This window comes from Bergeyella cardium (genome assembly GCF_003614945.1).
Lineage (GTDB): Bacteria > Bacteroidota > Bacteroidia > Flavobacteriales > Weeksellaceae > Bergeyella_A > Bergeyella_A cardium.
Window position 1 is genome coordinate 1,433,307 of the sequence record NZ_QYCZ01000001.1, and the last position, 22,976, is coordinate 1,456,282.

19 protein-coding genes are annotated in these 22,976 nt (G+C 40.0%); 6 read left to right on the top strand and 13 right to left on the bottom strand.

The window, feature by feature from the left end:
- Positions 1-107: 107 nt before the first annotated feature.
- The gene (gene pheS / locus D8991_RS06490) at positions 108-1,118 is read left to right on the top strand and encodes a phenylalanine--tRNA ligase subunit alpha (protein WP_120489333.1); all 1,011 of its coding nucleotides are present in this window, start codon (positions 108-110) and stop codon (positions 1,116-1,118) included.
- 217 nt (positions 1,119-1,335) lie between these two features.
- Here pheS and D8991_RS06495 read toward each other — a convergent pair whose 3' ends face one another.
- The 3 genes from D8991_RS06495 to D8991_RS06505 form a co-directional block, all read right to left on the bottom strand.
- Positions 1,336-3,762 carry an alpha-ketoacid dehydrogenase subunit alpha/beta gene (locus D8991_RS06495; RefSeq protein WP_120489334.1) on the bottom strand — a complete coding sequence of 809 codons (2,427 nt, stop codon included), beginning with the start codon at positions 3,760-3,762 and terminating at the stop codon, positions 1,336-1,338.
- A gap of 336 nt (positions 3,763-4,098) precedes the next feature.
- Positions 4,099-4,737 (bottom strand): response regulator, encoded by a 639-nt coding sequence (locus tag D8991_RS06500; protein ID WP_120489335.1) that lies wholly within the window; start codon positions 4,735-4,737, stop codon positions 4,099-4,101.
- Positions 4,725-6,638 carry a tetratricopeptide repeat-containing sensor histidine kinase gene (locus D8991_RS06505; RefSeq protein ID WP_120489336.1) on the bottom strand — a complete coding sequence of 638 codons (1,914 nt, stop codon included), beginning with the start codon at positions 6,636-6,638 and terminating at the stop codon, positions 4,725-4,727. Before D8991_RS06505 ends, D8991_RS06500 begins: the two co-directional genes overlap by 13 nt.
- Positions 6,639-6,805: 167 nt before the next feature.
- On the opposite strand from D8991_RS06505, the gene D8991_RS06510 reads away from it, so the two are divergent.
- Positions 6,806-7,021 (top strand): hypothetical protein, encoded by a 216-nt coding sequence (locus tag D8991_RS06510; protein WP_120489337.1) that lies wholly within the window; start codon positions 6,806-6,808, stop codon positions 7,019-7,021.
- Between the two features lie 117 nt (positions 7,022-7,138).
- Entirely contained in the window at positions 7,139-7,876 is a 738-nt protein-coding gene (locus tag D8991_RS06515; protein ID WP_120489338.1) for a porin family protein, read from the top strand.
- Between the two features lie 89 nt (positions 7,877-7,965).
- On the opposite strand, the gene D8991_RS06520 is transcribed toward D8991_RS06515, so the two are convergent.
- Together D8991_RS06520 and typA are read right to left on the bottom strand one after the other, a co-directional pair.
- The gene (locus D8991_RS06520) at positions 7,966-10,248 is read right to left on the bottom strand and encodes an NADP-dependent malic enzyme (RefSeq protein ID WP_120489339.1); all 2,283 of its coding nucleotides are present in this window, start codon (positions 10,246-10,248) and stop codon (positions 7,966-7,968) included.
- Positions 10,249-10,500: 252 nt separating this feature from the next.
- The gene (typA, locus tag D8991_RS06525) at positions 10,501-12,303 is read right to left on the bottom strand and encodes a translational GTPase TypA (RefSeq protein WP_120489340.1); all 1,803 of its coding nucleotides are present in this window, start codon (positions 12,301-12,303) and stop codon (positions 10,501-10,503) included.
- A 219-nt stretch (positions 12,304-12,522) separates the two neighbouring features.
- Here typA and D8991_RS06530 point away from each other — a divergent pair, with 219 nt between their 5' ends.
- Positions 12,523-13,323: a S1/P1 nuclease gene (locus tag D8991_RS06530; RefSeq protein ID WP_120489341.1), complete on the top strand. Its 801-nt coding sequence runs from the start codon at positions 12,523-12,525 to the stop codon at positions 13,321-13,323.
- Positions 13,324-13,540: 217 nt separating this feature from the next.
- Positions 13,541-14,686 carry a Fic family protein gene (locus D8991_RS06535; RefSeq protein ID WP_120489342.1) on the top strand — a complete coding sequence of 382 codons (1,146 nt, stop codon included), beginning with the start codon at positions 13,541-13,543 and terminating at the stop codon, positions 14,684-14,686.
- A gap of 14 nt (positions 14,687-14,700) precedes the next feature.
- Here the strand turns inward: D8991_RS06535 and dgt are convergent, their stop codons facing one another.
- The 7 genes from dgt to D8991_RS06570 form a co-directional block, all read right to left on the bottom strand.
- Positions 14,701-16,080 (bottom strand): dGTP triphosphohydrolase, encoded by a 1,380-nt coding sequence (gene dgt, locus D8991_RS06540; protein WP_120489343.1) that lies wholly within the window; start codon positions 16,078-16,080, stop codon positions 14,701-14,703.
- Between the two features lie 18 nt (positions 16,081-16,098).
- The gene (gene menA, locus D8991_RS06545; RefSeq protein ID WP_120489344.1) at positions 16,099-17,028 is read right to left on the bottom strand and encodes a 1,4-dihydroxy-2-naphthoate octaprenyltransferase; all 930 of its coding nucleotides are present in this window, start codon (positions 17,026-17,028) and stop codon (positions 16,099-16,101) included.
- 3 nt (positions 17,029-17,031) lie between these two features.
- Positions 17,032-17,226 (bottom strand): hypothetical protein, encoded by a 195-nt coding sequence (locus tag D8991_RS06550; protein WP_120489345.1) that lies wholly within the window; start codon positions 17,224-17,226, stop codon positions 17,032-17,034.
- Between the two features lie 6 nt (positions 17,227-17,232).
- On the bottom strand, positions 17,233-17,838 hold the full coding sequence (locus tag D8991_RS06555; RefSeq protein ID WP_120489346.1) for a MarC family protein: 606 nt from the start codon (positions 17,836-17,838) through the stop codon (positions 17,233-17,235).
- 41 nt (positions 17,839-17,879) lie between these two features.
- On the bottom strand, positions 17,880-18,188 hold the full coding sequence (locus D8991_RS06560) for a hypothetical protein (RefSeq protein ID WP_120489347.1): 309 nt from the start codon (positions 18,186-18,188) through the stop codon (positions 17,880-17,882).
- A 264-nt stretch (positions 18,189-18,452) separates the two neighbouring features.
- Positions 18,453-19,595 (bottom strand): BatD family protein, encoded by a 1,143-nt coding sequence (locus D8991_RS06565; protein ID WP_120489348.1) that lies wholly within the window; start codon positions 19,593-19,595, stop codon positions 18,453-18,455.
- Positions 19,595-20,296 carry a tetratricopeptide repeat protein gene (locus D8991_RS06570; protein ID WP_245957196.1) on the bottom strand — a complete coding sequence of 234 codons (702 nt, stop codon included), beginning with the start codon at positions 20,294-20,296 and terminating at the stop codon, positions 19,595-19,597. Before D8991_RS06570 ends, D8991_RS06565 begins: the two co-directional genes overlap by 1 nt.
- 765 nt (positions 20,297-21,061) lie before the next feature.
- Here D8991_RS06570 and gpmI point away from each other — a divergent pair.
- Positions 21,062-22,591, top strand: coding sequence for a 2,3-bisphosphoglycerate-independent phosphoglycerate mutase (gpmI, locus tag D8991_RS06575; RefSeq protein WP_120489350.1), 1,530 nt, complete (start codon positions 21,062-21,064; stop codon positions 22,589-22,591).
- Between the two features lie 250 nt (positions 22,592-22,841).
- On the opposite strand, the gene D8991_RS09175 is transcribed toward gpmI, so the two are convergent.
- A complete protein-coding gene (locus D8991_RS09175; RefSeq protein ID WP_455550136.1) occupies positions 22,842-22,961 on the bottom strand; it encodes an IS1/IS1595 family N-terminal zinc-binding domain-containing protein in 120 nt (39 codons plus the stop codon).
- Between the last annotated feature and the right edge of the window lie 15 nt (positions 22,962-22,976).

A 22,976-nucleotide genomic window follows, 5' to 3' on the forward strand; every position in this document is an offset into this window, starting at 1 on the left:
TTTCTACTGATTCACGAGCTAAAATTAAATAAAATATTTGAATGACCAGAAAGCAAGCCTATAAAAAAAATTCTTACTTTTGCGCCTTACTAACGATTAAATCCAAGATGATACAAAGTATAGAAGATTATCTGAAAGAGGTACAAAACTTCGTAGCGCAAGGCAAGGAAGAAATGGAGCAATTCAGAATACGGTTTAATGGTAAAAAAGGTATTCTGAATGATTTATTTGCAAAATTTAAAGAAGTGCCTAACGAACAAAAAAAAGAGTTTGGGCAGAAAATAAATCTTTTAAAACAGTCCGTTGCAGAGAAGCTGGAGTCTCTTAAATCTACCTTTGAAACCAGCCAAACCGAAGTAAAAGAAGACCTCACACGCCCTGGCTTCCCTCTCGATTTAGGGACAAGGCACCCCATCAATTTAGTGAGAAACAGAATTATTGAAATCTTTAAATCCATAGGTTTTGCCGTAGCAGATGGTCCCGAAATAGAAGACGACTGGCATAATTTCACGGCGCTCAACCTGCCAGAATATCACCCTGCACGAGATATGCAAGATACTTTCTTCATAGAAACCCATCCTGATATACTCCTCAGAACGCATACCTCATCAGTGCAGATTCGCCATATGGAGCAAAGCGAGCCACCCATCCGAATACTCTCACCAGGTAGAGTATTTAGAAATGAGGCTATCTCCTCCCGCTCGCACTGCATCTTCCACCAGATAGAGGGGCTTTATATAGACAAAGCGGTGAGCTTCGCAGACCTGAAACAGACCATTCAGTTCTTCACCACCGAGCTCTTCGGGAAATCCAAAATAAGAATGCGTCCTTCCTACTTCCCATTCACCGAACCAAGTGCCGAAGTAGATGTATATTGGGGGCTCAACTCCGAGACCGACTACCGAATTACCAAAGGAACAGGCTGGCTAGAAATAATGGGCTGCGGAATGGTAGACCCCGCCGTACTGACTAATGTAGACATAGACCCCGACCAATACAGCGGCTATGCCTTCGGAATGGGAATAGAACGAATCGTAATGCTCCTCTACCAAATGGGAGACATCCGAATGTTCTTTGAAAACGATATCCGAATGCTCAAACAGTTCTCATTAGTATAAAGGCAATTAGTGAGTAATTAAAAATAATTAATCTTCCCCATAGAATGGATATAACTCTCCCCCAACAGGGAGAGTTTTTATTAAAATTAAAGCCTTAAACAATGCGATCCATACTATAAACTGATGGCTAAAAACAATTTAGTAGGGATTAGATCTAAAAGTTGGAATTCAATTCCATAAAAAAACTCCTCTGAGTATTCAGAGGAGCTCTTTTATATTAATCTAATGGATACTTCGTGGGATTTACCTCATTAAAGAGCGCATAAACCTTCTCTACAATATCATCCACCGAAGGCTTACTGAAATAATCCCCATCCGAGCCATAGGCAGGCCGATGGTCTTTGCCCGTAATGGTCAGTGGAGCAGAGTCTAAGTACTTATACCCCTGCTGATTCTCCAAAATCTGTTGCAGAATATAAGCAGACGCTCCACCTTGCACATCTTCATCTATAATCACAAGACGATTGGTCTTTTTAAGACTCTCCCCAACGATTTCGCCTGCTATATCAAATGGCACAAGAGACTGAACATCTATCACCTCAGCATTAATACCTAATTTTTGAAGCGTCTCCGCTGCTTGAGTTACAATACGCCAAGTAGAACCATAAGTTACCAGCGTTACATCTGTCCCCTCTCGGGTTATTTCTATCTTACCTACAGGTACTGTAAATTCACCCAAGTTATCAGGTTCAGTTTCCTTTAATCTATAGCCATTTAAGCATTCAATAATAAGTGCTGGCTCATCGGTTTTAAGCATTGTATTATAGAAACCTGCTGCTTTTGTTAAGCTCCTTGGCACAAGGATATTAATCCCTTTTGATAGGTTGAGAATCCCTGCCATAGGAGAGCCAGAATGCCAGATTCCTTCTAATCTATGCCCTCTTGTTCTGATGATAAGCGGTGCTTTTTGCCCTCCTTTGGTTCTGTATTGTAGAGTAGCGAGGTCATCGCTCATCCCTTGAAGGCAGTAGAGCAGATAATCCAAATACTGAATCTCCGCAATAGGACGAAGCCCCCTCATCGCCATACCAATACCCTGACCGAGGATAGTTGCCTCACGAATACCCGTATCTGCCACTCGTGTAGCACCATATTTCTCCTGCATACCCTCCAAACCTTGGTTTACATCGCCTATATTCCCAGAATCTTCTCCAAAGATGAGCGTCTGAGGATATTTTTCAAATATTTTATCAAAATTATTTCTGATGACAATTCTACCATCTACCTCTAAGGAAGTGCTGGAATATACAGGTTTAATCTCCTCCACCGAAGTCGCTTTCCACTGAGACTGAGAATAGAGATGAGAGGAGTAATTATCTTCCTCTGCTTTAAAAAGCCTTTGTAATACGGATTTCAAATCTTCTTTCTGAGGTGAATTTACAGAGAATAAAAGCGCCTGCCTTCCCAAATGGAATACATCCTTTTTACCTATGGTTACAATCTTATCAAAAGCATCTAATTCCTGTTTTATGTTTTCATTTCCTTCGGATAATGCCTTTACAAGTGGATAAACCTCTGCTTTTGCATCATCTATTGGCTTTCTGTATGCTGCCCAAGATGCTTTTTGAGCCTCTTTTACTTCCTTTTTAGCTTCGTTTTCTATAGTTTCAAGCTCTTCGAGGGTAGCCAGAGGATGCTTTTTCTTATCTAATGTAACAGAATACTCAAGAATCCATTCTTTGAATTTTGCTAATCCATCATACTCTGCTTCCCAAGCAAGTCTCTCTTCGGATTTATATCTTTCGTGTGAGCCAGATGTAGAGTGCCCCTGTGGCTGAGTTACTTCTACAGCGTGAATAACTACAGGAACGCTCTCTTCACGAGCGAAGTGCTCCGCTTTGGCATAAGCATCAATGAGGGCAGGATAATCCCACGCTTTCACTTGAATAATCTCACAGCCTTGCTTTTCTCCTGCTTTTCTCTGGAAGCCAGATAGCATTTCGGCAATATCTACTTTTGCTCTTTGGTTATGGGTAGGCACAGAGATACCGTAACCGTCATCCCAAATAGAGATAATCATAGGCACTTGGAGGGCACAAGCAGCATTGAGGGTTTCCCAGAAATGCCCCTCCGCAGTGGAGGCATCTCCCACGGTACCAAAAGCTATTTCATTACCCTTGTTTGAAAACTTTTCAGAGCCTTCAAACTGAATTTCCTTGAATATCTTAGATGCTTGAGCCAAACCCAAGAGTCGTGGGAACTGCCCAGCAGTAGGAGAAATATCGCAGGATACATTTTTTATTTTGGTAAGGTCTTTCCAGCTACCATCATCATTCAGGCTTCGGGTAGCGTAGTGCCCATTCATCTGCCTACCGCCTGTTGCAGGCTCTCTGCTGGTATCTGTATCTGCATAGAGCTGAGCAAAGAAAGACTGCGGACTAAGAGCACCTACAGCAAGCGCAAGGGTCTGATCACGATAGTAGCCAGAGCGCCAATCTCCCTCTCGGAAGACTTTTGCCATAGCGATTTGCGGGAGTTCTTTGCCATCTCCGAAGATACCGAATTTGGCTTTTCCTGTAAGCACTTCGCGCCTTCCAAGCAAGGAAAGCTCTCGGGAGATTCTTCCAAGTTTATAGTCATCTAAGATGCTTTTCTTAAAATCTTCAAAGGAAACCGACTGGGTTTTCAGATATGTTTCTTTCATAATAATAAGCAGTTTGCCACAAATGTAATCATTTTTAGAATATCATAATCTATATAAAGAGGAGGAATTATTAATTTATCAAACAAAGAGACAGGGAAAAAGACATTTTGGCAGATATTAGATATTTATCACTTTTTCCTTCCGCCTTTGCTTTGCCTCCATTTTAAGTAGATTTTTTTTAGGAGATAAAATATAGGATTTGCCAGATTGTCAGAAATATTTTTAATAATTTAAAAATTAAAATTGAGTTTTATTGTATAAAAAGTATTATTAACCTCTTAAAAAATAGAGCTCATTAATTTGATAAAGCTGGTATTATACCCATTCACTCTCATTTTATATAATACCTAATTCTTTAGCTTTTTGGAGGAGGTTGATGGTTTTATTGACCGAGAATTTTGCCATTAAATTTTTACGATGGCTATCGACTGTCTGAGAGGTAATATACATTTTTTCAGCAATCTGAGGAGAGGTAAGTCCCTCGGAAATGTATTTTAGAACCTCCTTTTCGCGTTTGGTAATCGGTGGTAGGCTGGTAGTCTCGGTATTCGCAAGAGAAGCAAGAATTTTCCGCGCCTCATCATCAAAATAAATTCTACCTGAATGGACTTCTTTTATTGCCTTTTCAATCTCCACAATAGATGAGCTTTTAATGAGGTAACCAGATGCATTACTGCTAAGCATACGGAGGATATAGCTACGCTCGTTATGATTGCTCAGCGCCAGTACTTTGAGATGAGGGTACTTTGCCTTAATTTCCGCACAGAGCTCTACACCGTTGCTATCGGGCAAGCTAATATCCAATAGAAGGACATCTGCCTGGTAATCTTTTAGAATCTCCCATAGCTCTCTGGCAGAAGAAGCTGTGGCAATAATTCTCATCTCCTTTGTATTATTGATAAAACTTTGAAGCCCCTCGGTAATGAGCGGATGATCATCACAGATAATAATGTCTATTGCTTTCATATGTTGCATTCTATATTTATGGTTGTACCTTTTTGGAGTGCAGATTCTATGGTGAGTTTCCCGTTGAGGGCTATGACTCTCTTTTCTATATTATTAAGTCCTAAATTTCGGCTAACAGTCTCTGGATTGAAACCTTTACCATTGTCCTCTATTTCCATTAGCAGGAAAGGAGGCTCATAGGTGCATTGCACAATGATTTTACTTGCTTCTGAGTGCTTTATAGCATTGCTTACAGACTCCTGCAAGATGCGGTAAATGTGCATTTGAGTTACTTTATCGTTTATAATATTAAGGTTTTTGGAATAGAAATAAATCTTGCAATAATCGTTTTGTGAATTTTGGCAAAAGTCCTTTATCGCCTCTTCCAAACCATATTTGAGGAGGGTGATGGGAGCGAGGTTTTTGGAGATAAGGCGAACTTCTGATACCGCTTCATCAAGGCTATTAATGGCTTTTAGCAGTTTTTCATCTTCCTGCTCACGAGCAAGGTGCTCCAGACTGATTTTAATCCCTGTAATTTTACCACCTATACCATCGTGCAGTTCTTTTGATATCCTCTCTCGCTCTTTATTCTCACCATCAGTAAGGGCTTGTTTTACTTCTATTTCCTTTGTTTTCTGTATGTTAAGGAGTTTTTGTTCATTATGTTTCTTCCTCTGCCGATAAGTATAAATAATAAAAAATGCAATGATGATAATGAGAGCTGAACTTATCCAAAAGATAATCTTCTGCTGGTAATTTTTGGATTTAAGATATTGGATTTCGGTTTGTTGCTCCTTATTTTTAAACTTGGATTCCAGAGAGATGATTTTTGTTTTCTCATCTTCCTGCGTAAGGCTATCATAAATTACCTGAAATTTTTTCAGATACTCAAAAGCCTCTTTATAGTTTTTATTTTCATATTCTAAACTCGCAATATCATTGAGATAAATAAGATGGTTTTTCTTGTTCTTGAGAAATTTCTTGTTTTCTAACAGGCTAATCAATACCTGTTTTGCCTCGCTGTACTGCTTTAAATCTCTGTAAAGTCTGAATTTTTCATAGCTCAAGGACTGCTCATCATACTCCAGTCCCATTTTCTGAGCAAAACTAATTCCCTTTTCTATATAAGTTAAGGCTTCGGTTATGTTTTCGGTACTGATATAATATCGAGATTTCACCTTATATATGAGTACATTATACTGAGACTGCGGAATATTTACAAGTGCTTTTTCTGCCTTTTCTATTGAGTGTAGAGCTTCTATATTCTGCTTTAAAAAGAGATAGGTTTCAGCAAGGTTGATGTATGCCCAAGCAGTGGTTTCTCCTTTTTGTATAGATGATTGGGTGTCTTTATCTAAAATGCTGATGGCTTTTTTATAGTAATGAATCGCCTTTTCGTACTCCTTTATATTAAAGAAAAGAATGCCTATATCGGTATGATAACCTGCTAAAAGGGTATTATTATTTGATTTTTCTGCAAAAGGAATGCACTTTTTAAGGGTGATATCCATCAGCCGTTTGCCATTGCCTTTTATCTGCTCCAAAACACCATAGTTATGCCACAGCCGAGCTCTGTATTCGTAGGATTCTGTTGATTTTTTAGTAGCAATGAGAGGCTCTGCCTTTAAATAAAGCTGCTGGCTGGCGTCTATATCCTTATCAAAATAAACTCCCGCTTTGTAGAAGTATTTCAGCCCTTTTGTATACTCATCTTTTATATAAGGCTCTGCCTGTTTTATCGCTGAAAAAGCCATAGCTGTATCCCTGTAAGACCAGTAATCTGATATTTTCATTAATATCTTAAATTTCTCATCAGGCTTCTGAACTTCTGAGAGCTTCTTATTAAGGCTATCCAGAAAAGTATCATTCTTCTGGGCAGAAATACCGCTAAATATTATAATAAACAACAGGCTAAAGACTATTCTCATACAAATTAAATAAAGGTAAAAGTACTAAGGTTTTGGGAAATAAGTGCATTAAAGGTGAAAAATCCCTAAAAGTGGGGATTTCAAAATCCATAATTAGCAGGATTGTATAAACCTGTAAGCTTATCTAAGTTTGAAAAAAATTATTGATTAACATTAAAAAAACACTTATGAAATCTTTTAGAAAAAAAATTCAGGCTTTCTTTATTATATTAAGCCTCTCTCTATTAGCCTTCTCCTGCAAGAGAGCAGATGACAATGTAGGAGACAAAGACCCTATCGTTGGGAACTGGAAAATAGCAGCTATTTCCAATGGCAATCAATCGCAAGATGTATCTAATCTCGATTGCTGGAACCTGAGCAGGGGAAGCAAAACTACCCATTAACCTTATAGACAATCAAACACTTCATGTCAACAGTAGTTCTATTACTTTGATATTTAAGAAATAGAAAATCTCTGAAACAACTTAAGTTTATCATTAAACCTATTAAAAACCAATGTAATGAAAAAAATTGTAATCTCAACCTTATGCTTATGCTGTGCCTTTGTCTCTGCACAGAGGAAGCAAAATGTAAAACATAAAAAGACCACAGTACAACAAAAGAAAAGTACAAATAATGACTTAGAGCCTGCCAGAAGAAAGTCTTCGCCGTCTTATTCCAGTAAAAGCTCTGCTGGTGCCTTTCATTTTGGAGGTAAGGCAGGTGGTAACTTCACTACAATAACTGGAGAAGACAAGTACAGAAACCTGAAATCCAAATTAGGCTTCTATGGAGGTTTCTTTGCGAATTATGAAATCAGCAGAAATACGGCAGTGCAGTTAGAAGCGCTTTATCAATACGCAGGAGCCGCCATTACAATGAAACAAAATACCAATATAAAAGGCAGATGGGAGCTCAATTATATCGCTGTACCTCTATCTTTTCAGTTTAAACCTGTTCCTGAGCTCTATTTAGAGACTGGACCTGAGCTCCAGATTAATATAGAAAGCAAGCAGGTGGTTACAGATAGGGCAGGAGATGATTCAGTAAAACCCGAAGTAAATTTTAAAGATGCTACAAATACCCTCACCTTTGGTTGGAATATAGGTGCAGGATACCATATTTCGGATAATATTGGTGTAAACTTAAGATATAGCCTTGGGCTTACAACTCCATATAAAGATCCTGAAAACAACTCTACGAAGATGACGAGGTTTAAAAATTCCAATATTCAGCTCGGAGTTTTCTATTCATTTTAGTAAATACTTTTTTCCACTCATTTCTATATGAAGAGCCCCCAAACCGTTCGGTTTGGGGACTTTCTTATAATGATTTCTAAATTTATTATCTATTTCTCCTCTCTTCTCTGTGCATCGAGAACGGCTATGGTAGCGAGATTGACGATTTCATCTACGCTGGAGCGCATTTGGAGTACATGTACGGGTTTATCTAATCCCATAAGGATTGGTCCCACCATTTGTGCTACTTTCATCCCTCTGAGGATTTTGTAAGACAGGTTGGCAGATGCCAGATTCGGGAACACAAAGACATTTGCAGGTTCTGTTCCGAGTTTTGAGAATGGATAATCGCTCAAATGTTCGGAATCTAATGCAAAGTCTGGCTGAATCTCACCATCTACCACCATATTAGGATATTTATTGTGGAGGATTCTCACCGCTTCGGCTACCTTTTTAGAAGTGCGGGAATATCCTGCAAAGTTCTCAAAAGAAAGCATTGCGAGTCTCGGTTCTATGGCAAAGGTTTTCACAGTGCGCTCTGCCATTTTAGCGATATTGGCGAGCTCCTCTGCCGTAGGGTCTTGGTTGATAGTTGTATCTGTAAAGAACATTGGCTTCTTATCGGAGAGTATCATCATCATAGATGCGATTTTCTCTACTCCTTTTTCTTTACCAATGATTTTGAGTACAGGTCTCAGTACGCTGGAATAGTTCTTCGAGAAACCAACGATAAGCGCATCCGTATCTCCGTGGTGAAGCATCAGCGGACCGAAATAATCCCTCTGGCGTACATACCTCTTCGCTTTGTACTCGTTCATCCCTTTTCTTTGGCGGAGTTTCCAGAGGGTTTCTCTGTATCTCCTTCGGTTTTCTTCTTGGTCATCATCGGCAGGGTCTATAATCGGTACATCTATATTAATACCGAATTTCTCCATTTGCTCTTTGATATATTTCTTCTCACCGAGGAGGATAGGCTTCGCAATCCCTTCTTCTACCAAGATTTGAGCAGCTTTCAGTACATTATATTCTTCAGCGTTGCCCAAGGTTACCCTCTTAGGATTAGACTTCGCACGGTTTTGCATCATTCGGAGGAGTTTTTCCTCTCTACCCATTCTATCGAGCAGATGCTGTTCATAAGCCTCAAAATCATTGATTGGTCGGCCAGCAATACCGCTTTCCATTGCTGCTTTTGCCACTGCGATAGATACTCGGGTGATCAGCCTGTTGTCAAACGGTTTTGGGATAAAATAATCTCTCCCGAACTGTAAGTTTTTAAGGTTATATGCTAGGATTACAGACTCTGGCACTGGCTCTTTTGCAATAGCGGCAAGGGCTCTTACAGCAGCGAGTTTCATCTCTTCATTGATACCTGATGCCTGCACATCAAGCGCCCCTCGGAAGATGTATGGGAAGCCGAGCACATTATTCACTTGGTTAGGATAATCGCTTCGCCCAGTTGCCATAATCACATCTTTACGGGTAGCCGTTGCCAGCTCATAGGTAATCTCTGGGTCTGGGTTGGCAAGCCCGAATACAATTGGGTTTTCTGCCATAGAAAGTAGCATCTCTGGCGTTACTACATTTCCTTTGGACAGTCCTACGAATACATCTGCACCCTCCATCGCTTCGGTGAGGGTATTTCTATCGGTTTTTGCAATAAATTCTAATTTCTCAGGCGTTAATCCTTCTCTTCTCTCATTAATCACACCTTTGGAATCGCACATTAGAATATTTTCCTTCTTCAATCCAAGGGCGATGTAGAGCTTCGTACAAGCGATTGCTGCGGCACCTGCACCATTCACCACCATTTTCACCTCCTCAATCTTCTTACCCGCAATTTCAAGGGTGTTGATAAGCGCCGCTGCAGAGATGATAGCTGTACCGTGCTGGTCATCGTGCATCAGTGGGATATCCAGCTCATCTTTCAGCCTTTGCTCTATATAGAAAGCCTCAGGAGCTTTGATATCTTCCAGATTTATCCCCCCAAAAGTCGGTGCTATTCCTTTTACGATTTCTATGAATTTATCTGGGTCTTTTTCATTGATTTCAATGTCAAAAACATTAATATCTGCAAAGATTTTAAAGAGCAAACCTTTCCCCTCCATTACGGGTTTTGATGCCTCTGCCCCTATATCTCCCAGCCCAAGCACCGCCGTACCGTTGGATATCACAGCTACAAGGTTTCCTTTCCCCGTATAATCGTAGGCTGTGGTTGGGTTTTTCTCTATTTCAAGGCAAGGAACGGCTACCCCTGGCGAATATGCGAGTGATAAATCCCTCTGCGATGAGTGCGGTTTAGACGGTACTACTTCTATCTTCCCTTTCGGCTCAGATTGGTGGTATTCCAATGCTGCCTTTCTAAAACTGTTTTCGTCTCTGTTAATATTAGACATATTCTGATGATATTAATTTAAAAATAAGGCTGCAAATGTATAAAATATTATAGTAAATAAGCTAATGACATACAACTTTAATAGTGGCTTTCTTGCTTATAGCCAATACCCGACTATAGCCTTCATAAGTCTTCTGTCTTTATTTCTTAAAATGGCAGATGGGTGATTGTTTTATTCTATTATGATAAGTGAAAAATAAAAGAGACCCTTGCACTTTACATACAAGGATCTCAGATTTAATAATGAAAAAAGTTACATTCTACCTCTCTCTGCGCGTTTTCTGTCCTCTTCGGAGAGGAGTTTCTTGCGCATACGGATGAAGTTGGGAGTTACCTCTATGGCTTCATCGGCTTGTATGTATTCCATACATTCTTCAAGGGTCATCAGGACTTTTGGAGCGATGTTTCCGTCCTTATCTTTCCCTGCCGCCCGCATATTATTGAGCTGTTTTCCTTCTACGATATTCACTACGAGGTCGCCAGGCTTGTTTTGCTCGCCTACAATCATACCCATATAGACTTCCTCACCTGGGTCTACAAAGAAACGACCCCTGTCTTGAAGTTTTTCTATGGAATAGGCGGTGGACTGGCCTTGATTTTTAGAAATAAGCACCCCATTTATACGGCTTGGGATAGCCCCTTTGAAGGGTTTATACTCACTGAAGCGGTGCGCCATAATCGCCTCTCCTGCCGTAGCGGTAAGCATCTGAGAGCGGAGACCGATAAGCCCTCTGGAAGGGATATCAAACTCCAAGTGCTGCATCTCGCCTTTGGTTTCCATAACGAGGAGGTCGCCCTTCCTCTGGGTAGCGAGGTCTATTACTCGGGAGGAGTATTCCTCTGGCACATCTACCACCATTGTTTCATAAGGCTCGCATTTCTCACCATCGATTTCCCTTAGAATAACTTGTGGCTGGCCAATCGTCATCTCATAGCCCTCTCTCCTCATCGTTTCTATCAGTACGGAGAGGTGGAGAATCCCCCTACCGAATACGAGGAAAGTATTGGCATCATCGGTAGGCTGCACCCTGAGAGCAAGGTTCTTCTCGAGCTCCTTTTCAAGGCGGTCTTTCAGGTGATTGGAAGTTACATACTTGCCATCTTTACCGAAAAATGGTGAGTTATTAATACTGAAAGTCATATTAAGCGTAGGCTCATCTATAGCAATTCTGTCGAGTGGCTCGGGGTTTTCTAAATCCACGAAAGTATCACCAATCTGGAACTTATCAAAGCCCACTATAGCACAGATATCTCCCGCGAAAACCTCCTGAACTTTCTTCTTGCCAAGCCCCTCGAATACATAGAGCTCCTTTACCTTACCTTTGATAATCTGGTCGCCCTCCTGAGCGAGACCTATCCACTGCCCCTCCTTTACGGAGCCTCTGGCTACTTTACCAATGGCTATTCGCCCAAGGAATGAGGAGTAATCCAAAGAGGTAATCTGCATTTGGAGGCTGCCCTCCTCTACTTTCGGTGCGGGTACATATTTCAGTACTCCATCGAGGATGGGGAGGATGCTATCGGTCGGTTCCAAACTGGTATTAAACCAGCCTTGCTTAGATGAGCCGTAATAGGTTGGGAAATCGAGCTGCTCCTCAGTGGCATCTAATGCAAAGAAGAGGTCAAAAACCTTATCGTGAACCTCCTCTGGTCGGCAGTTTTCCTTATCTACTTTATTGATCACTACAATAGGTTTCAGCCCGAGCTGAAGCGCCTTTTGAAGCACAAAACGGGTCTGAGGCATAGGCCCCTCAAAGGCATCTACGAGGAGGATAACCCCATCTGCCATTTTGAGTACCCGCTCTACCTCTCCACCGAAGTCAGCGTGCCCAGGAGTGTCTATTACATTAATCTTTGTGTTTTTGTAATTGACGGAAATGTTCTTGGACAGGATGGTAATCCCTCGCTCTCTCTCGAGGTCGTTATTGTCCATAATAAGTTCTCCGCTCTCCTGATTTTCCCTGAAAATATTCGTAGCGTGAATGATTTTGTCTACCAAAGTAGTCTTACCGTGGTCCACATGTGCGATAATCGCAATATTTCTAATGTCTTGCATCGTGATTTTTTTCGGGGGCAAAAGTAAGGTTTTTTATTAGCTTCTCGCAACTGGCAATTGGCTGCTGGCTATTAGCTTTTGGATTCTGGCGGTGTGTGGTTAGTTTGTGATAATCGCCTGCCACGCTGTGGCTGCATCACCTGCAAGGTGTGCTTCCTCTGCTAAGGGGTTAGTCAATAAATACACTATATTTGCAGGCTTTTTAAATATTTAGAAACAATGGGAAAAATAAATCTAAGACTCTTGATGTTTATCGGGTTGCTAATGTCTAGCTATGTATTTTCGTGGGGCATTACAGGGCACAGGGTAATCGCAGAAATCGCAGAGAGACACCTCACAAAGAAATCTAAAAAAGAACTGAGAAAACTCTTCGGAAAAGAGAAAATGGCGTACTGGGCAAATTGGCCAGATGCTATAAAATCTGACTCCACAGACACTTGGAAAGACACCTTCGTTTGGCATTACATCAATGTAGAACCGCAGGCAGATTTTGCAGCCTTTAAAACCGCAGTAAAAGCGCAAAACAAACCCAATGTCTACAACCAGATTTTAGCTCTCTCCGAAACGATAAAAGACAAAAAACGACCGAAAGAAGAACGAAAAACAGCAATTATCTTCCTCATCCACCTAATGGGAGACCTCTCACAGCCTATGCACACAGGAAGAGCAGAAGATTTAGGAGGAAACAAAATAGAAATCACCTACTTTGGAAACAAAACCAACCTCCATTCACTCTGGGATAGCAAGCTGATAGACGCTCAAAAATACAGCTATACAGAATATGCCACCCTATTGGATACAAAAAATAAAGAAGAGATTAAAGCAATACAATCTGGCACGCTGATGGACTGGCTATATGCCTCCCACAAAGCAGCAAATAAACTCTACGCTGCCACCCCCGCAGGTAGTAAATTGGGCTACGAATATCAATATAAATTCACCCCTCTACTTGAAGAACAGCTAAGAAACGGCGGTCTCCGACTCGCAAAAGTCCTCAATGAACTTCTGAGGGACAATTAGGAGAGAGAGATTGTTTTCCTCTTTTTGTTGTTTATTTAAATTGGGGCTGCTTTTCTTATTTTAATTTTTGGGCAAAAACTTAACTAAACCCATCCCTTATTTTAATTTTTAATAAAAAACTTAATTAACAAACCTCCTTAATTAAATTTTAGGCGAAAAATTTAATTAAGGAGATCTATTAATTTATATCTTTGCATAAATCTTAACTAAAAAAAGTATGCAAGATTTTAAAGCAGGGAAGTATATCAATCAAGGATATTATAAAAGTTTTCAACCTGAGCTCATCAACCGTAATTGGTTGCTTAATGATATGGAGATTATATCTCTATTAAGTAAAGCAGATATTGAACTCGGCCGTTTAGATATGTATTCTAAATATGTTAATATTGATATGTTTATACAAATGCATATTACAAAAGAGGCTACGCAATCTTCTAAAATTGAGGGAACTCAAACCAATATAGAGGAGGCATTCTTAAAAAAAGAAGAAATATTAATAGAACGAAGAGATGATTGGGAAGAAGTACAAAACTACATCTCTGCGATGAAAGAAGCAGTAAAACTCCTACACACCTTTCCTTTTTCCTCTCGTTTAATAAAGCAAACCCATAAAATTCTATTACAAGGAGTAAGAGGCGAGCATAAACTACCTGGAGAATACAGAAGCAGTCAAAACTGGATAGGAGGTGCTACGCTTAATGATGCTGTATTCATCCCCCCAGCAACTTCCAGCTTATCTGACTTAATGTCTGATTTGGAAAAATTTGCTAATGATGAATTTAATCAACTCCCCATTCTAATAAAAACAGCCATCATCCATTATCAATTCGAAACCATCCACCCCTTTTTAGATGGTAATGGCAGAGTAGGAAGATTATTAATTACACTCTACTTAGTGATCTGTGGCATTCTGGAACAGCCTATTTTATACCTATCTGACTTCTTTGAAAAGAACAGAATGCTCTACTACGATAACCTAATGCGAGTAAGAACTCATAATGACTTGAAACAATGGTTAAAATTCTTTCTCACAGGTGTAATAGAAACTTCAAAAAAAGGAATAAGAACCTTTGATGATATTCTTCAACTACAAAAATCAACAGAAGATAAAATAAAAATATTAGGAACTAAAAGTTCATATGCACTGAAACTGCTTACCTATATGTATGAAAAACCTGTTATAGATGCCACCACAGCAGCAGCCGTTATTGAAAAAACAAGCGTAACCGCTTACAAACTAATAGAAAATTTAGAAACCTTAGGTATTCTTACTGAAATTACAAGAGCGACAAGAGGAAAACTCTACATCTTTAAAGACTATATTGACCTCTTTCAAGAAAGAAGTAAAGGTAGAGATTTTTAGACAGAAGCCAGAAGCTACATCGTCATTCCAATGTCTATTCCTTTGATTTTACGATAGAGGTCGGTGGCAAAATTATCAGTCATACCCGATACAAAGTCTATCACCCCAAGTACTTTTTGATAATCGGAGAACTCCTTACCATTGATGCTGCCTTCGTAGAGGAATTGCTTAGGGATAAGTTTCAGAGCTTTTTTATCGTAGGCTTTTCGCTCGGTTTTTGGCTTTAGAATTGGGAAAATAAAGTGATTAAGGAGCTCATACATTACATTATAACCTGCGTTCTCTATCTCTACCACCGCTTTATGATTGTAGATTTTCTCGATTGAGAATTTCTCTATGTCTTTCAGAGCCTGATTGCTCTCCTTATGTATATCCAAAAGGGCGGTATTAAGGTTCCCGCTCAGGATTTCCTCAAAATTCTCTTGGTAGAGGCTCAGTGCTTTATTGATAAGAGTATTGATAACTTTTGCACGGAGGTAGGAGATTCTCTCGTTTTCATTGGTAATTTGGGAGAGCTTTTTCTGAATCCTGCTAATGTCGCTCCCTACACCGCTGGACTGCACCAGCCCAAAGAATAAATCCTCACAATCTGCCGTAGAGACAATGCCCAGCCTGTGTGCATCTTCCATATCGATAATATTATAGCAGATGTCATCTGCCGCCTCTACAAGCCATACGAAAGGGTGTCTTTTGTAGATTAATGGCTCCTGCTGCTCCTTCATCATACTCGTTTCCTCCGCAATCTGTTGGAAAGTAGCTTTCTCATTCTGGAAGAAGCCGAATTTCTTACGGTGAAGCTTGCCTTCCACTTTTGCCACCGCTTCGCAAGGGTATTTTGCAATGCTTGCCAAAGTGGTAAGGGTAAGCTGAGCACCCCCTACATCTTTACCCGTTTGCTGGTGGGTAAGCACTCGGATGGCATTAGCATTCCCCTCAAAATTGAGAAGGTCTGCCCACTCCTTGTCATTAAATTTATCTTTAAGAAGTGTCTCATTTCGCTCAAAAAAGCTGGCGATAGCATCTTCGCCAGAATGCCCAAAAGCGGGGTTGCCAATATCGTGGCAGAGGCAAGCCGACGCCACTACATTGGAGAGATTATAAAGGTAAAAATTTTTAGAATCTTCGGTAAGTTCATCTTTAAAACGCTCAGTAATAAACTCGCCCACCAAACTGCCAAGGCTACGCCCCACAGAGGAAACTTCTAAGGAATGCGTAAGCCTGTTATGTACGAAAACACTGCCTGGTAGGGGAAAAACCTGAGTCTTATTCTGCAACCTGCGGAAAGCGGAAGAAAAGATAATCCTGTCATAATCCCTCTGGAAATCCGTTCGCGATGCCTTAGTGGGAACATCTTGCCCCGTTCGCTTATTGGTATAAAGATGATTGAGATTCATAAGACTGAACGAAAAAAGTTAATTAAAAAAATTAAGCCCAAAAGCCATAAGTACAGCCATCATAAGGGTAATGATGCCAACTTGTTTCAGGAATGGGTCAAGGTCTTTCTGTTTTTTGGTCTGCAAGATACTTCGCCTGAGTTTGGTCAGTGGGAAGAAGAGAATCATTACAATAAAAGCATAATAATTCTGCGTCTGAAAGAATTGATTTACCCCCAAGAATATGAGAATCAGAACCAGTGGAAGCTGCATCAGGAGCATTTGATACACCATCGCTCCACGGAAGCCGAGCCTCAATGCAAGTGTATTTTTCCCTGAGATTTTATCGCTCTCCATATCCCTCATATTATTGAGATTTAAGACTGCTGTACTCATCAAACCGATAGCCGAAGCAGGAAGGAGAATATCCCAGCTAAAAGATTTCGTAAAAAGGAAATAACTCCCACAAACCGATACCAGCCCAAAGAAAATAAAGACCATAATATCTCCCAGCCCCATATAGCCATAAGGTTTTTTGCCCACAGTATAGCCTATGGCAGCCAAGATACACGCTAAGCCAAGCCCTGTAAAAATCAAAAACTCGTAGATAAAATCAAGAAAAAAAGCCAGATAGAGCAAAGCAAGAGTAGCTACCAGAGAGAGGAGGGAGAAGAGAAGCATTGCATTTTTCATCTGCTTAGGACTAATCTTCCCAGAGGCTACGGCTCTGTTCTCAGCAGTATGGGTTCGGTGTGTGTCTGTGCCCTTTACACCATCGCCATAGTCATTAGCAAAATTAGAAAGCACTTGGTACAAAAGCGTAACGAGGATTGCAAGAGCAAAAATCTTCCAGTCCCAGTCAGCTCCCTGCAAACCAAGCCTCCATTTAGCAATAAAAGCCCCCATAACAATCCCACTAAGAGAAAGCGGAAGCGTACGAAGGCGAGCAGCTTTAATCCAATCTAGCATATATTATTTTTTCTTTCCGATAGAGCCCCACGCATTTAAAACAAAAACAAGCAGCAGCCCTACAATACCCGCAGACAAAGATAATACAAGACTTGTATTCTCCTCGTGAAAAAAGCCGATTTCATAGTCAATCGCATAAAGACTCGCCCCAATAAACAGGATAAACAAGACGATGAATATCTTATAAAATATCTTCATTTCAGATTAATTAAAGTGAATGTAATTCTCTAACAAATGCGCAAAATTAGCCGTAAATAGCTTTATAGAAATCGCAAGCAGGATAATACCAAATACCTTTTTAAGCACTTGAAGAGTATCATCCCCCAGCTTATTCTCTATCCAATTCGCCGATTTTAAGACGATATAGACGATGAGAACATTCATCAGAATAGCGATAATAATATTAATATCGTGGTACTGAGCCTTGAGAGAAAGCGTAGTGGTAAGCGATGCTGCTCCTGCTACAAGAGGGAATGCAATCGGGACGATAGATGCGGAATTAGACTCCCCACCCTTTTGGATTTCTATACCCAAAATCATCTCCACAGCAATAATAAAAAGTACGAAAGCTCCCGCAATGGCAAATGAATTAACATCTACCGCTAAGAATTTCAAAATCTTTTCACCGATGAATAAAAAGGAAATCAATATTAACCCCGCAACAATAGATGCCTTACCAGAATCTATCTTGCCAAATTTTGATTTTAAGCTCACAATAATAGGAATAGACCCAATAATATCTATTACCGTAAAGAGCACCATTGTAGCTGAGAGTGATTGTCTTAAATCAAAACCTGAAAGGATATCCATTTATTTAAATTTTTCGCAAAAATATCATTTTATTTTCGGAATTACGAAATATGATTTAAAATTGATTTCAAACGGATATGTATCTCTAAAATATTATCTTTTAAAGGAATTGGCCTGTATTTCTCATGCTGTATTCTTTGCAATAATTCCTGATAATCCTTAAAAAATTCATTCTTTTGCTCGCTAATATATAAAGCCAAATCAGTATAACCTCCCTTTTGATATTTTTTATCTAAATCTGAGAGCAGTGGCTCCACATTCTCCAAATAAGCGGTATAATTTTCATCTTTAATCAACCTATCGAGGTCATCAAGGGTAAATGCTGGATCGGCGAGCTGCTCATCTCTCAATTTCTTTTCTATATCGGAGATGTTTTCCTCTTTTTCAGCAGGGGGCTGTGGCTTGCTCTTCCCTTTTCTTAGAAAGATAAGGGCTACTGCTAATATCCCGAAACTACTTATAATAAACGCCAGATTATCCCAAAGAGCATCGAGGAAAGTTTTTTCTATTTCCTTTTTATCGGTCTTTAAGATGGGGATATTTACATTATCTATAATCTTATCGGTATAGTCATTTACCTTATCCAGAGCTGTTTTTTGCTCATTTACTTGCTGCTAGGTAAGGATATTATAGCTTATGGCCTTTGCTCCTAAATCTATATACCTCTCCTTTTCTGGACTGAAATAAGAAAACTCTGAGGTATGCACTTCTATACGCCCTGCCTGTGTAGGAACCACTACATAATCTGCCTCTATACTCCCCGAAACGCTTTCAGAAGTGGTTTTTATATTTTGCCTAATCTTCGGAGGGAATACCTTATACTGCTCCGTTTCTTTTATAACTGGCAGAAGTTTTTTGGTGAGATTGCCCTCCCCTTTTAGTTTCACTGTAATATTTATCGGTTTACCTACTTCTATATTCTGCTCCTTCTGAGGGCTTGTAATTTCTATTTTAAATTCTCCCACTGCATTTTTAAAACTCAATGGGCTCTCAGCAGGAAGCCTCTTCACTCTTAGGTCAGCACCATTAGATTTTATCCTTTCGGTTTCCACACTTGCCATTATCGGGTCTATCATAATCAGCCCTGCCTCTTCGGGGAAGAGAAGATACACCGCAACCGTCTGCGAAGCTACTTGTGAATACCTGTCAAGCTCTATATCTGAACGCGAAAAGCTCACGGGGAAAAATTCTACATTCTTCTGCCTCGGTTGGATAATATTTTTAAACTTCCTCAAGCTGTTAAAATCCCTGCTATACGCCTTTAAAACTGCCTTTACAGGCTGGAAAGGATAGACTTCTCTATCCTCAACCTCCATATTGAGATAGACTTCTGCAGAGGGGAGCCTGTTTACCGCTCGCTCAGGAGATTTAATATCCGCTACACTGATTTCAAAAGGCTCGGTTTTATAGACTTTACCATTTACCTTTACCAGTGCGGAACCTATCTTTAGATTCCCTGAATTTTTCGGTTGGAGGATGATCTGATAAACCATCTGAGAGATTGCTGTATTGGTTACCGGATCAAATACACTATTCTTACTCGAGCCTGACCCTCTTTCGTAGAACTGAGAGAAATCCGGTAGTCTAATGGGCGTTTCCTGCACCATATCTGCTCCGTTGATTTCAAGTGTTACGGTAAGCTCTATCAAATCTTTGGTAGTATATTCCCTCTTATTGGTAAGCAATTCTATATTTACCTGAGCATAAGACTGCACAGAGCACCATAATAAAACGATATATAAAAGTCTATTGCTCATTACCAATCTTTCTCATTGCTTTGGGGAACGGAGTAAGTATTTTTATTAAGGATTTTTCTTGCGGTTTCCTGCTCCCTGCTTTTCACTCTTTCGAGCAGGGCATCTTCTAAGTCTTTCGGCATTCGCTCTCCGTCGTTTTTGCCTTTGTTTTGTTTTTGATCAGTGTTGCCATCATTTCCTTGCTGGTTTTGGTCTTTACCTTTCGGGGGCTTCCCATTGTTCTCATCTTTGGGGGTGTTATTCTGATCTTTTTGTTGTTGATTTTTATCCTGCTGATTTTGGTTCTGCTGGCTCTGCTGATTCTCCTTATCTTTCAGTTTTGCGATTTCGTAATTCTTTCTCACCTTTTCATTATAGGGATCATTTTTCAGTGCTTTTTTGTAGTATTTAGCGGCTTTTGCAGGGTTTCCAGATTGCATATAGGCATTCCCGAGGTTATAATGGGCTGCCATTTTATCCTGCTTTGTTTTGGCATTTGCTTCTGCTTTTTTGTATTCAGCCATTGCCTCGTCATACTTTTTCCCCTTATACAAGGCATTCCCAAGGTTATAATGAGCCGAAAAGTCTTTCTCCTTTTGCTTTACTGCCTGCATAAACTTGGCCGATGCCTCATCATAATTTTCCTTCTCAAAAGCTCTATTTCCTTCAAATATCGAAGTCTTATACCGCTCCTGAGCCGTAGCAAAAAACACAAAAAACACTAGTAAAGAATAAATTTTTCGCATCATCTCATTTCCAATGGCAAAAGTATTTGTTTTAATGTTAAAAGAAGTTTTACAATCTGTTAAATTTCGGTTAAAAGCAGCACACCGTAGCCGGTGAGGCACTTAGGCGGTAGGCGATAGACGGCGGTTTTTTTTAGCGAATAATTATTTTAATGATGAAAAAAAAACTTTTATGCGTCGGTTAAATCACTGATGAAAAAAAATATTTGTGCGTCGGTTAAATAACCGACGGCTGCCAATGAATAATTTTAACTTTCGGTTAAATAACCGACGGTCGCCAATGAATAATTTTAACTTTCGGTTAAATAACCGACGGTCGCCAATGAATAATTTTAACTTTCGGTTAAATAACCACTAAACGATAAGCAACAAGCAGCAATTTTTTTTAGCAAATAATTATTTTAATGATAAGAAAAAAATAAATTTTCCTTTCACTATTTAGTGAATGGAAAAAAAAATTTTTGCTTCCACTAATTAGTGAATGGCAGAAAATGAACAAAAACGAGCTTTCACTAATTAGTGAATAGTAGAAAATGAATAAAAACGAGCTTTCACTAATTAGTGAAAAGTAGAAAACAAACAAAAGCGAGCTTCCACTAAGCTGAAATTAATAGAAATAATATTTTACTATTATAAAACTATTCGCACTTTGATTTTAATCGTATTTCGCTTGAGTTTTCTTAACTTTGTTAGCGCAAAAAATTAAGCAACTTATTCATTAATTCAATAAAAAAATATACTATGGCACACAAAGCATTACTCGCAATTTTAGACGGTTGGGGACTGGGCAAAGACCCAAAAATCTCTGCAATAGACCAAGCCAAAACCCCTTTTATGGACTCCTTTTATCAGAAATTCCCCCACACCACCCTCGAGGCGAGCGGTATGGCAGTGGGCCTACCCGCAGGACAAATGGGCAACTCCGAAGTAGGGCATATGAATCTCGGTGCTGGAAGAGTGGTCTATCAAAACCTCGTGAAGCTCAATATGGCAGTGGAGAATAAAACTTTAGGTAAAGAGCCTGCCATTCTATCCGCATTTCAGTATGCTCAGGAGAATAATGCTGCGGTGCATTTCATCGGTCTATGCTCAGATGGGGGGGTGCATTCTCATATCAACCACCTGAAAGGGTTGCTCTCCGCAGCTAAGGATTTCGGATTGAGAGACAATGTCTTTGTACACGCCTTTACCGATGGGAGAGATTGCGACCCACACTCGGGGAAAGGCTTTATCACCGACTTACAGAGCTTTATGAACCAGAATGTAGGGAAGCTCGCCACCATTGTCGGGAGGTATTACGCTATGGATAGAGACAAGAGATGGGAGCGCGTAAAACTCGCTTATGATGTGATGGTAAATGCCACTGGTGCTCCTGCACAAGATGCGGTGGAAGCCATACAAAAGTCTTATGATGAAGGCATTTCAGATGAGTTTCTGAAACCTATTGTCTGCATTGATGAGCATCAAAACCCCATAGCCAAGATTAAAGATGGTGATGTGGTCTTCTGCTTTAATTTTAGAACCGATAGAGGCAGGGAAATCACCGAAGTACTCTCTCAGCAGGATTTTCCAGATTTCGGTATGCACAAACTGAACCTCCACTACATCACAATGACGAATTACGACAGTGAGTTTAAGGGAGTACAAGTAGTCTTTGATGAAGAAGTCCTCACCCATACCCTCGGTGAAATCCTCGAAGCCAATGGCAAAAGGCAAATCCGCACCGCTGAAACCGAGAAATATCCCCATGTAACTTTCTTCTTCTCTGGTGGCAGGGAGGAGCCTTTCAATGGAGAAAAAAGAATCCTCTGCCCAAGCCCGAAAGATGTAGCTACTTATGACTTAAAACCCGAAATGTCTGCCTACGACATTACGAAAAACATATTACCAGAAATAGAGCAAGAAAGCGCTGATTTCATCTGCCTCAACTTTGCAAACACCGATATGGTAGGGCATACGGGTGTTTTCTCTGCTGCCGTAAAAGCTGCTGAAACCGTAGATGAGTGCATAGGAAAAGTTGCCACCACAGCATATGAGCACGGCTATACGGTATTTATCCTCGCCGATCACGGTAACTCGGATGTAATGCTCAACCCAGATGGCACACCCAACACCCAGCACTCTACAAACCTCGTCCCTCTCATTGTAATGGATAAAGACAAAACTTGGACACTAAGACCTGGTAAATTAGGAGATGTAGCTCCATCCATTCTTACCGCTATGGGCATCACCATTCCAAAAGAAATGACAGGGGAAGTGATTATTGAGTAGTAGGCGGTAAGTAGCAGAAGGTTAAACTACAGCAAGAGTCTATCACACTGTGACTGCCTCATCTCACGGGCTATGGTACGAAGAAGAATTAGATGGATGTACCATAGTCCGTGAGGTATTTTCTTTGTTTCTGGGGTATTACTAAAAATTATTATGTTTACAATTTAGCATTAAAAACAAAAGTTTTAAAGAACTTTCTAACATCGTTTTTGACTTATTTTTAAAGCAAGAAGTTTCTACTCTGAAGTTCTTACATCCGATTTCTTCTCAGCACTAAAAAACAGCTACAATCTTTACATTTATATCTTTGTCGCTCACCTACAAAACCCGCTTTAATCTTATCTGGTAATTGACATTTGGTACAGTTTATCCAGGTAAATTATAA

What these genes read in the sequence shown, in the direction of transcription:
- D8991_RS06510 (WP_120489337.1), top strand. Translation starts at nt 6,806, where the DNA reads ATGAAATCTTTTAGAAAAAAAATTCAGGCTTTCTTTATTATATTAAGC.
- D8991_RS06555 (WP_120489346.1), bottom strand. Translation starts at nt 17,838, where the DNA reads ATGGATATCCTTTCAGGTTTTGATTTAAGACAATCACTCTCAGCTACA.
- D8991_RS06565 (WP_120489348.1), bottom strand. Translation starts at nt 19,595, where the DNA reads ATGAGCAATAGACTTTTATATATCGTTTTATTATGGTGCTCTGTGCAG.
- dgt (WP_120489343.1), bottom strand. Translation starts at nt 16,080, where the DNA reads ATGAATCTCAATCATCTTTATACCAATAAGCGAACGGGGCAAGATGTT.
- D8991_RS06500 (WP_120489335.1), bottom strand. Translation starts at nt 4,737, where the DNA reads ATGCAACATATGAAAGCAATAGACATTATTATCTGTGATGATCATCCG.
- D8991_RS06495 (WP_120489334.1), bottom strand. Translation starts at nt 3,762, where the DNA reads ATGAAAGAAACATATCTGAAAACCCAGTCGGTTTCCTTTGAAGATTTT.
- menA (WP_120489344.1), bottom strand. Translation starts at nt 17,028, where the DNA reads ATGCTAGATTGGATTAAAGCTGCTCGCCTTCGTACGCTTCCGCTTTCT.
- typA (WP_120489340.1), bottom strand. Translation starts at nt 12,303, where the DNA reads ATGCAAGACATTAGAAATATTGCGATTATCGCACATGTGGACCACGGT.
- D8991_RS06535 (WP_120489342.1), top strand. Translation starts at nt 13,541, where the DNA reads ATGCAAGATTTTAAAGCAGGGAAGTATATCAATCAAGGATATTATAAA.
- pheS (WP_120489333.1), top strand. Translation starts at nt 108, where the DNA reads ATGATACAAAGTATAGAAGATTATCTGAAAGAGGTACAAAACTTCGTA.
- D8991_RS06530 (WP_120489341.1), top strand. Translation starts at nt 12,523, where the DNA reads ATGGGAAAAATAAATCTAAGACTCTTGATGTTTATCGGGTTGCTAATG.
- D8991_RS06550 (WP_120489345.1), bottom strand. Translation starts at nt 17,226, where the DNA reads ATGAAGATATTTTATAAGATATTCATCGTCTTGTTTATCCTGTTTATT.
- D8991_RS06515 (WP_120489338.1), top strand. Translation starts at nt 7,139, where the DNA reads ATGAAAAAAATTGTAATCTCAACCTTATGCTTATGCTGTGCCTTTGTC.
- D8991_RS06520 (WP_120489339.1), bottom strand. Translation starts at nt 10,248, where the DNA reads ATGTCTAATATTAACAGAGACGAAAACAGTTTTAGAAAGGCAGCATTG.
- D8991_RS06505 (WP_120489336.1), bottom strand. Translation starts at nt 6,638, where the DNA reads ATGAGAATAGTCTTTAGCCTGTTGTTTATTATAATATTTAGCGGTATT.
- gpmI (WP_120489350.1), top strand. Translation starts at nt 21,062, where the DNA reads ATGGCACACAAAGCATTACTCGCAATTTTAGACGGTTGGGGACTGGGC.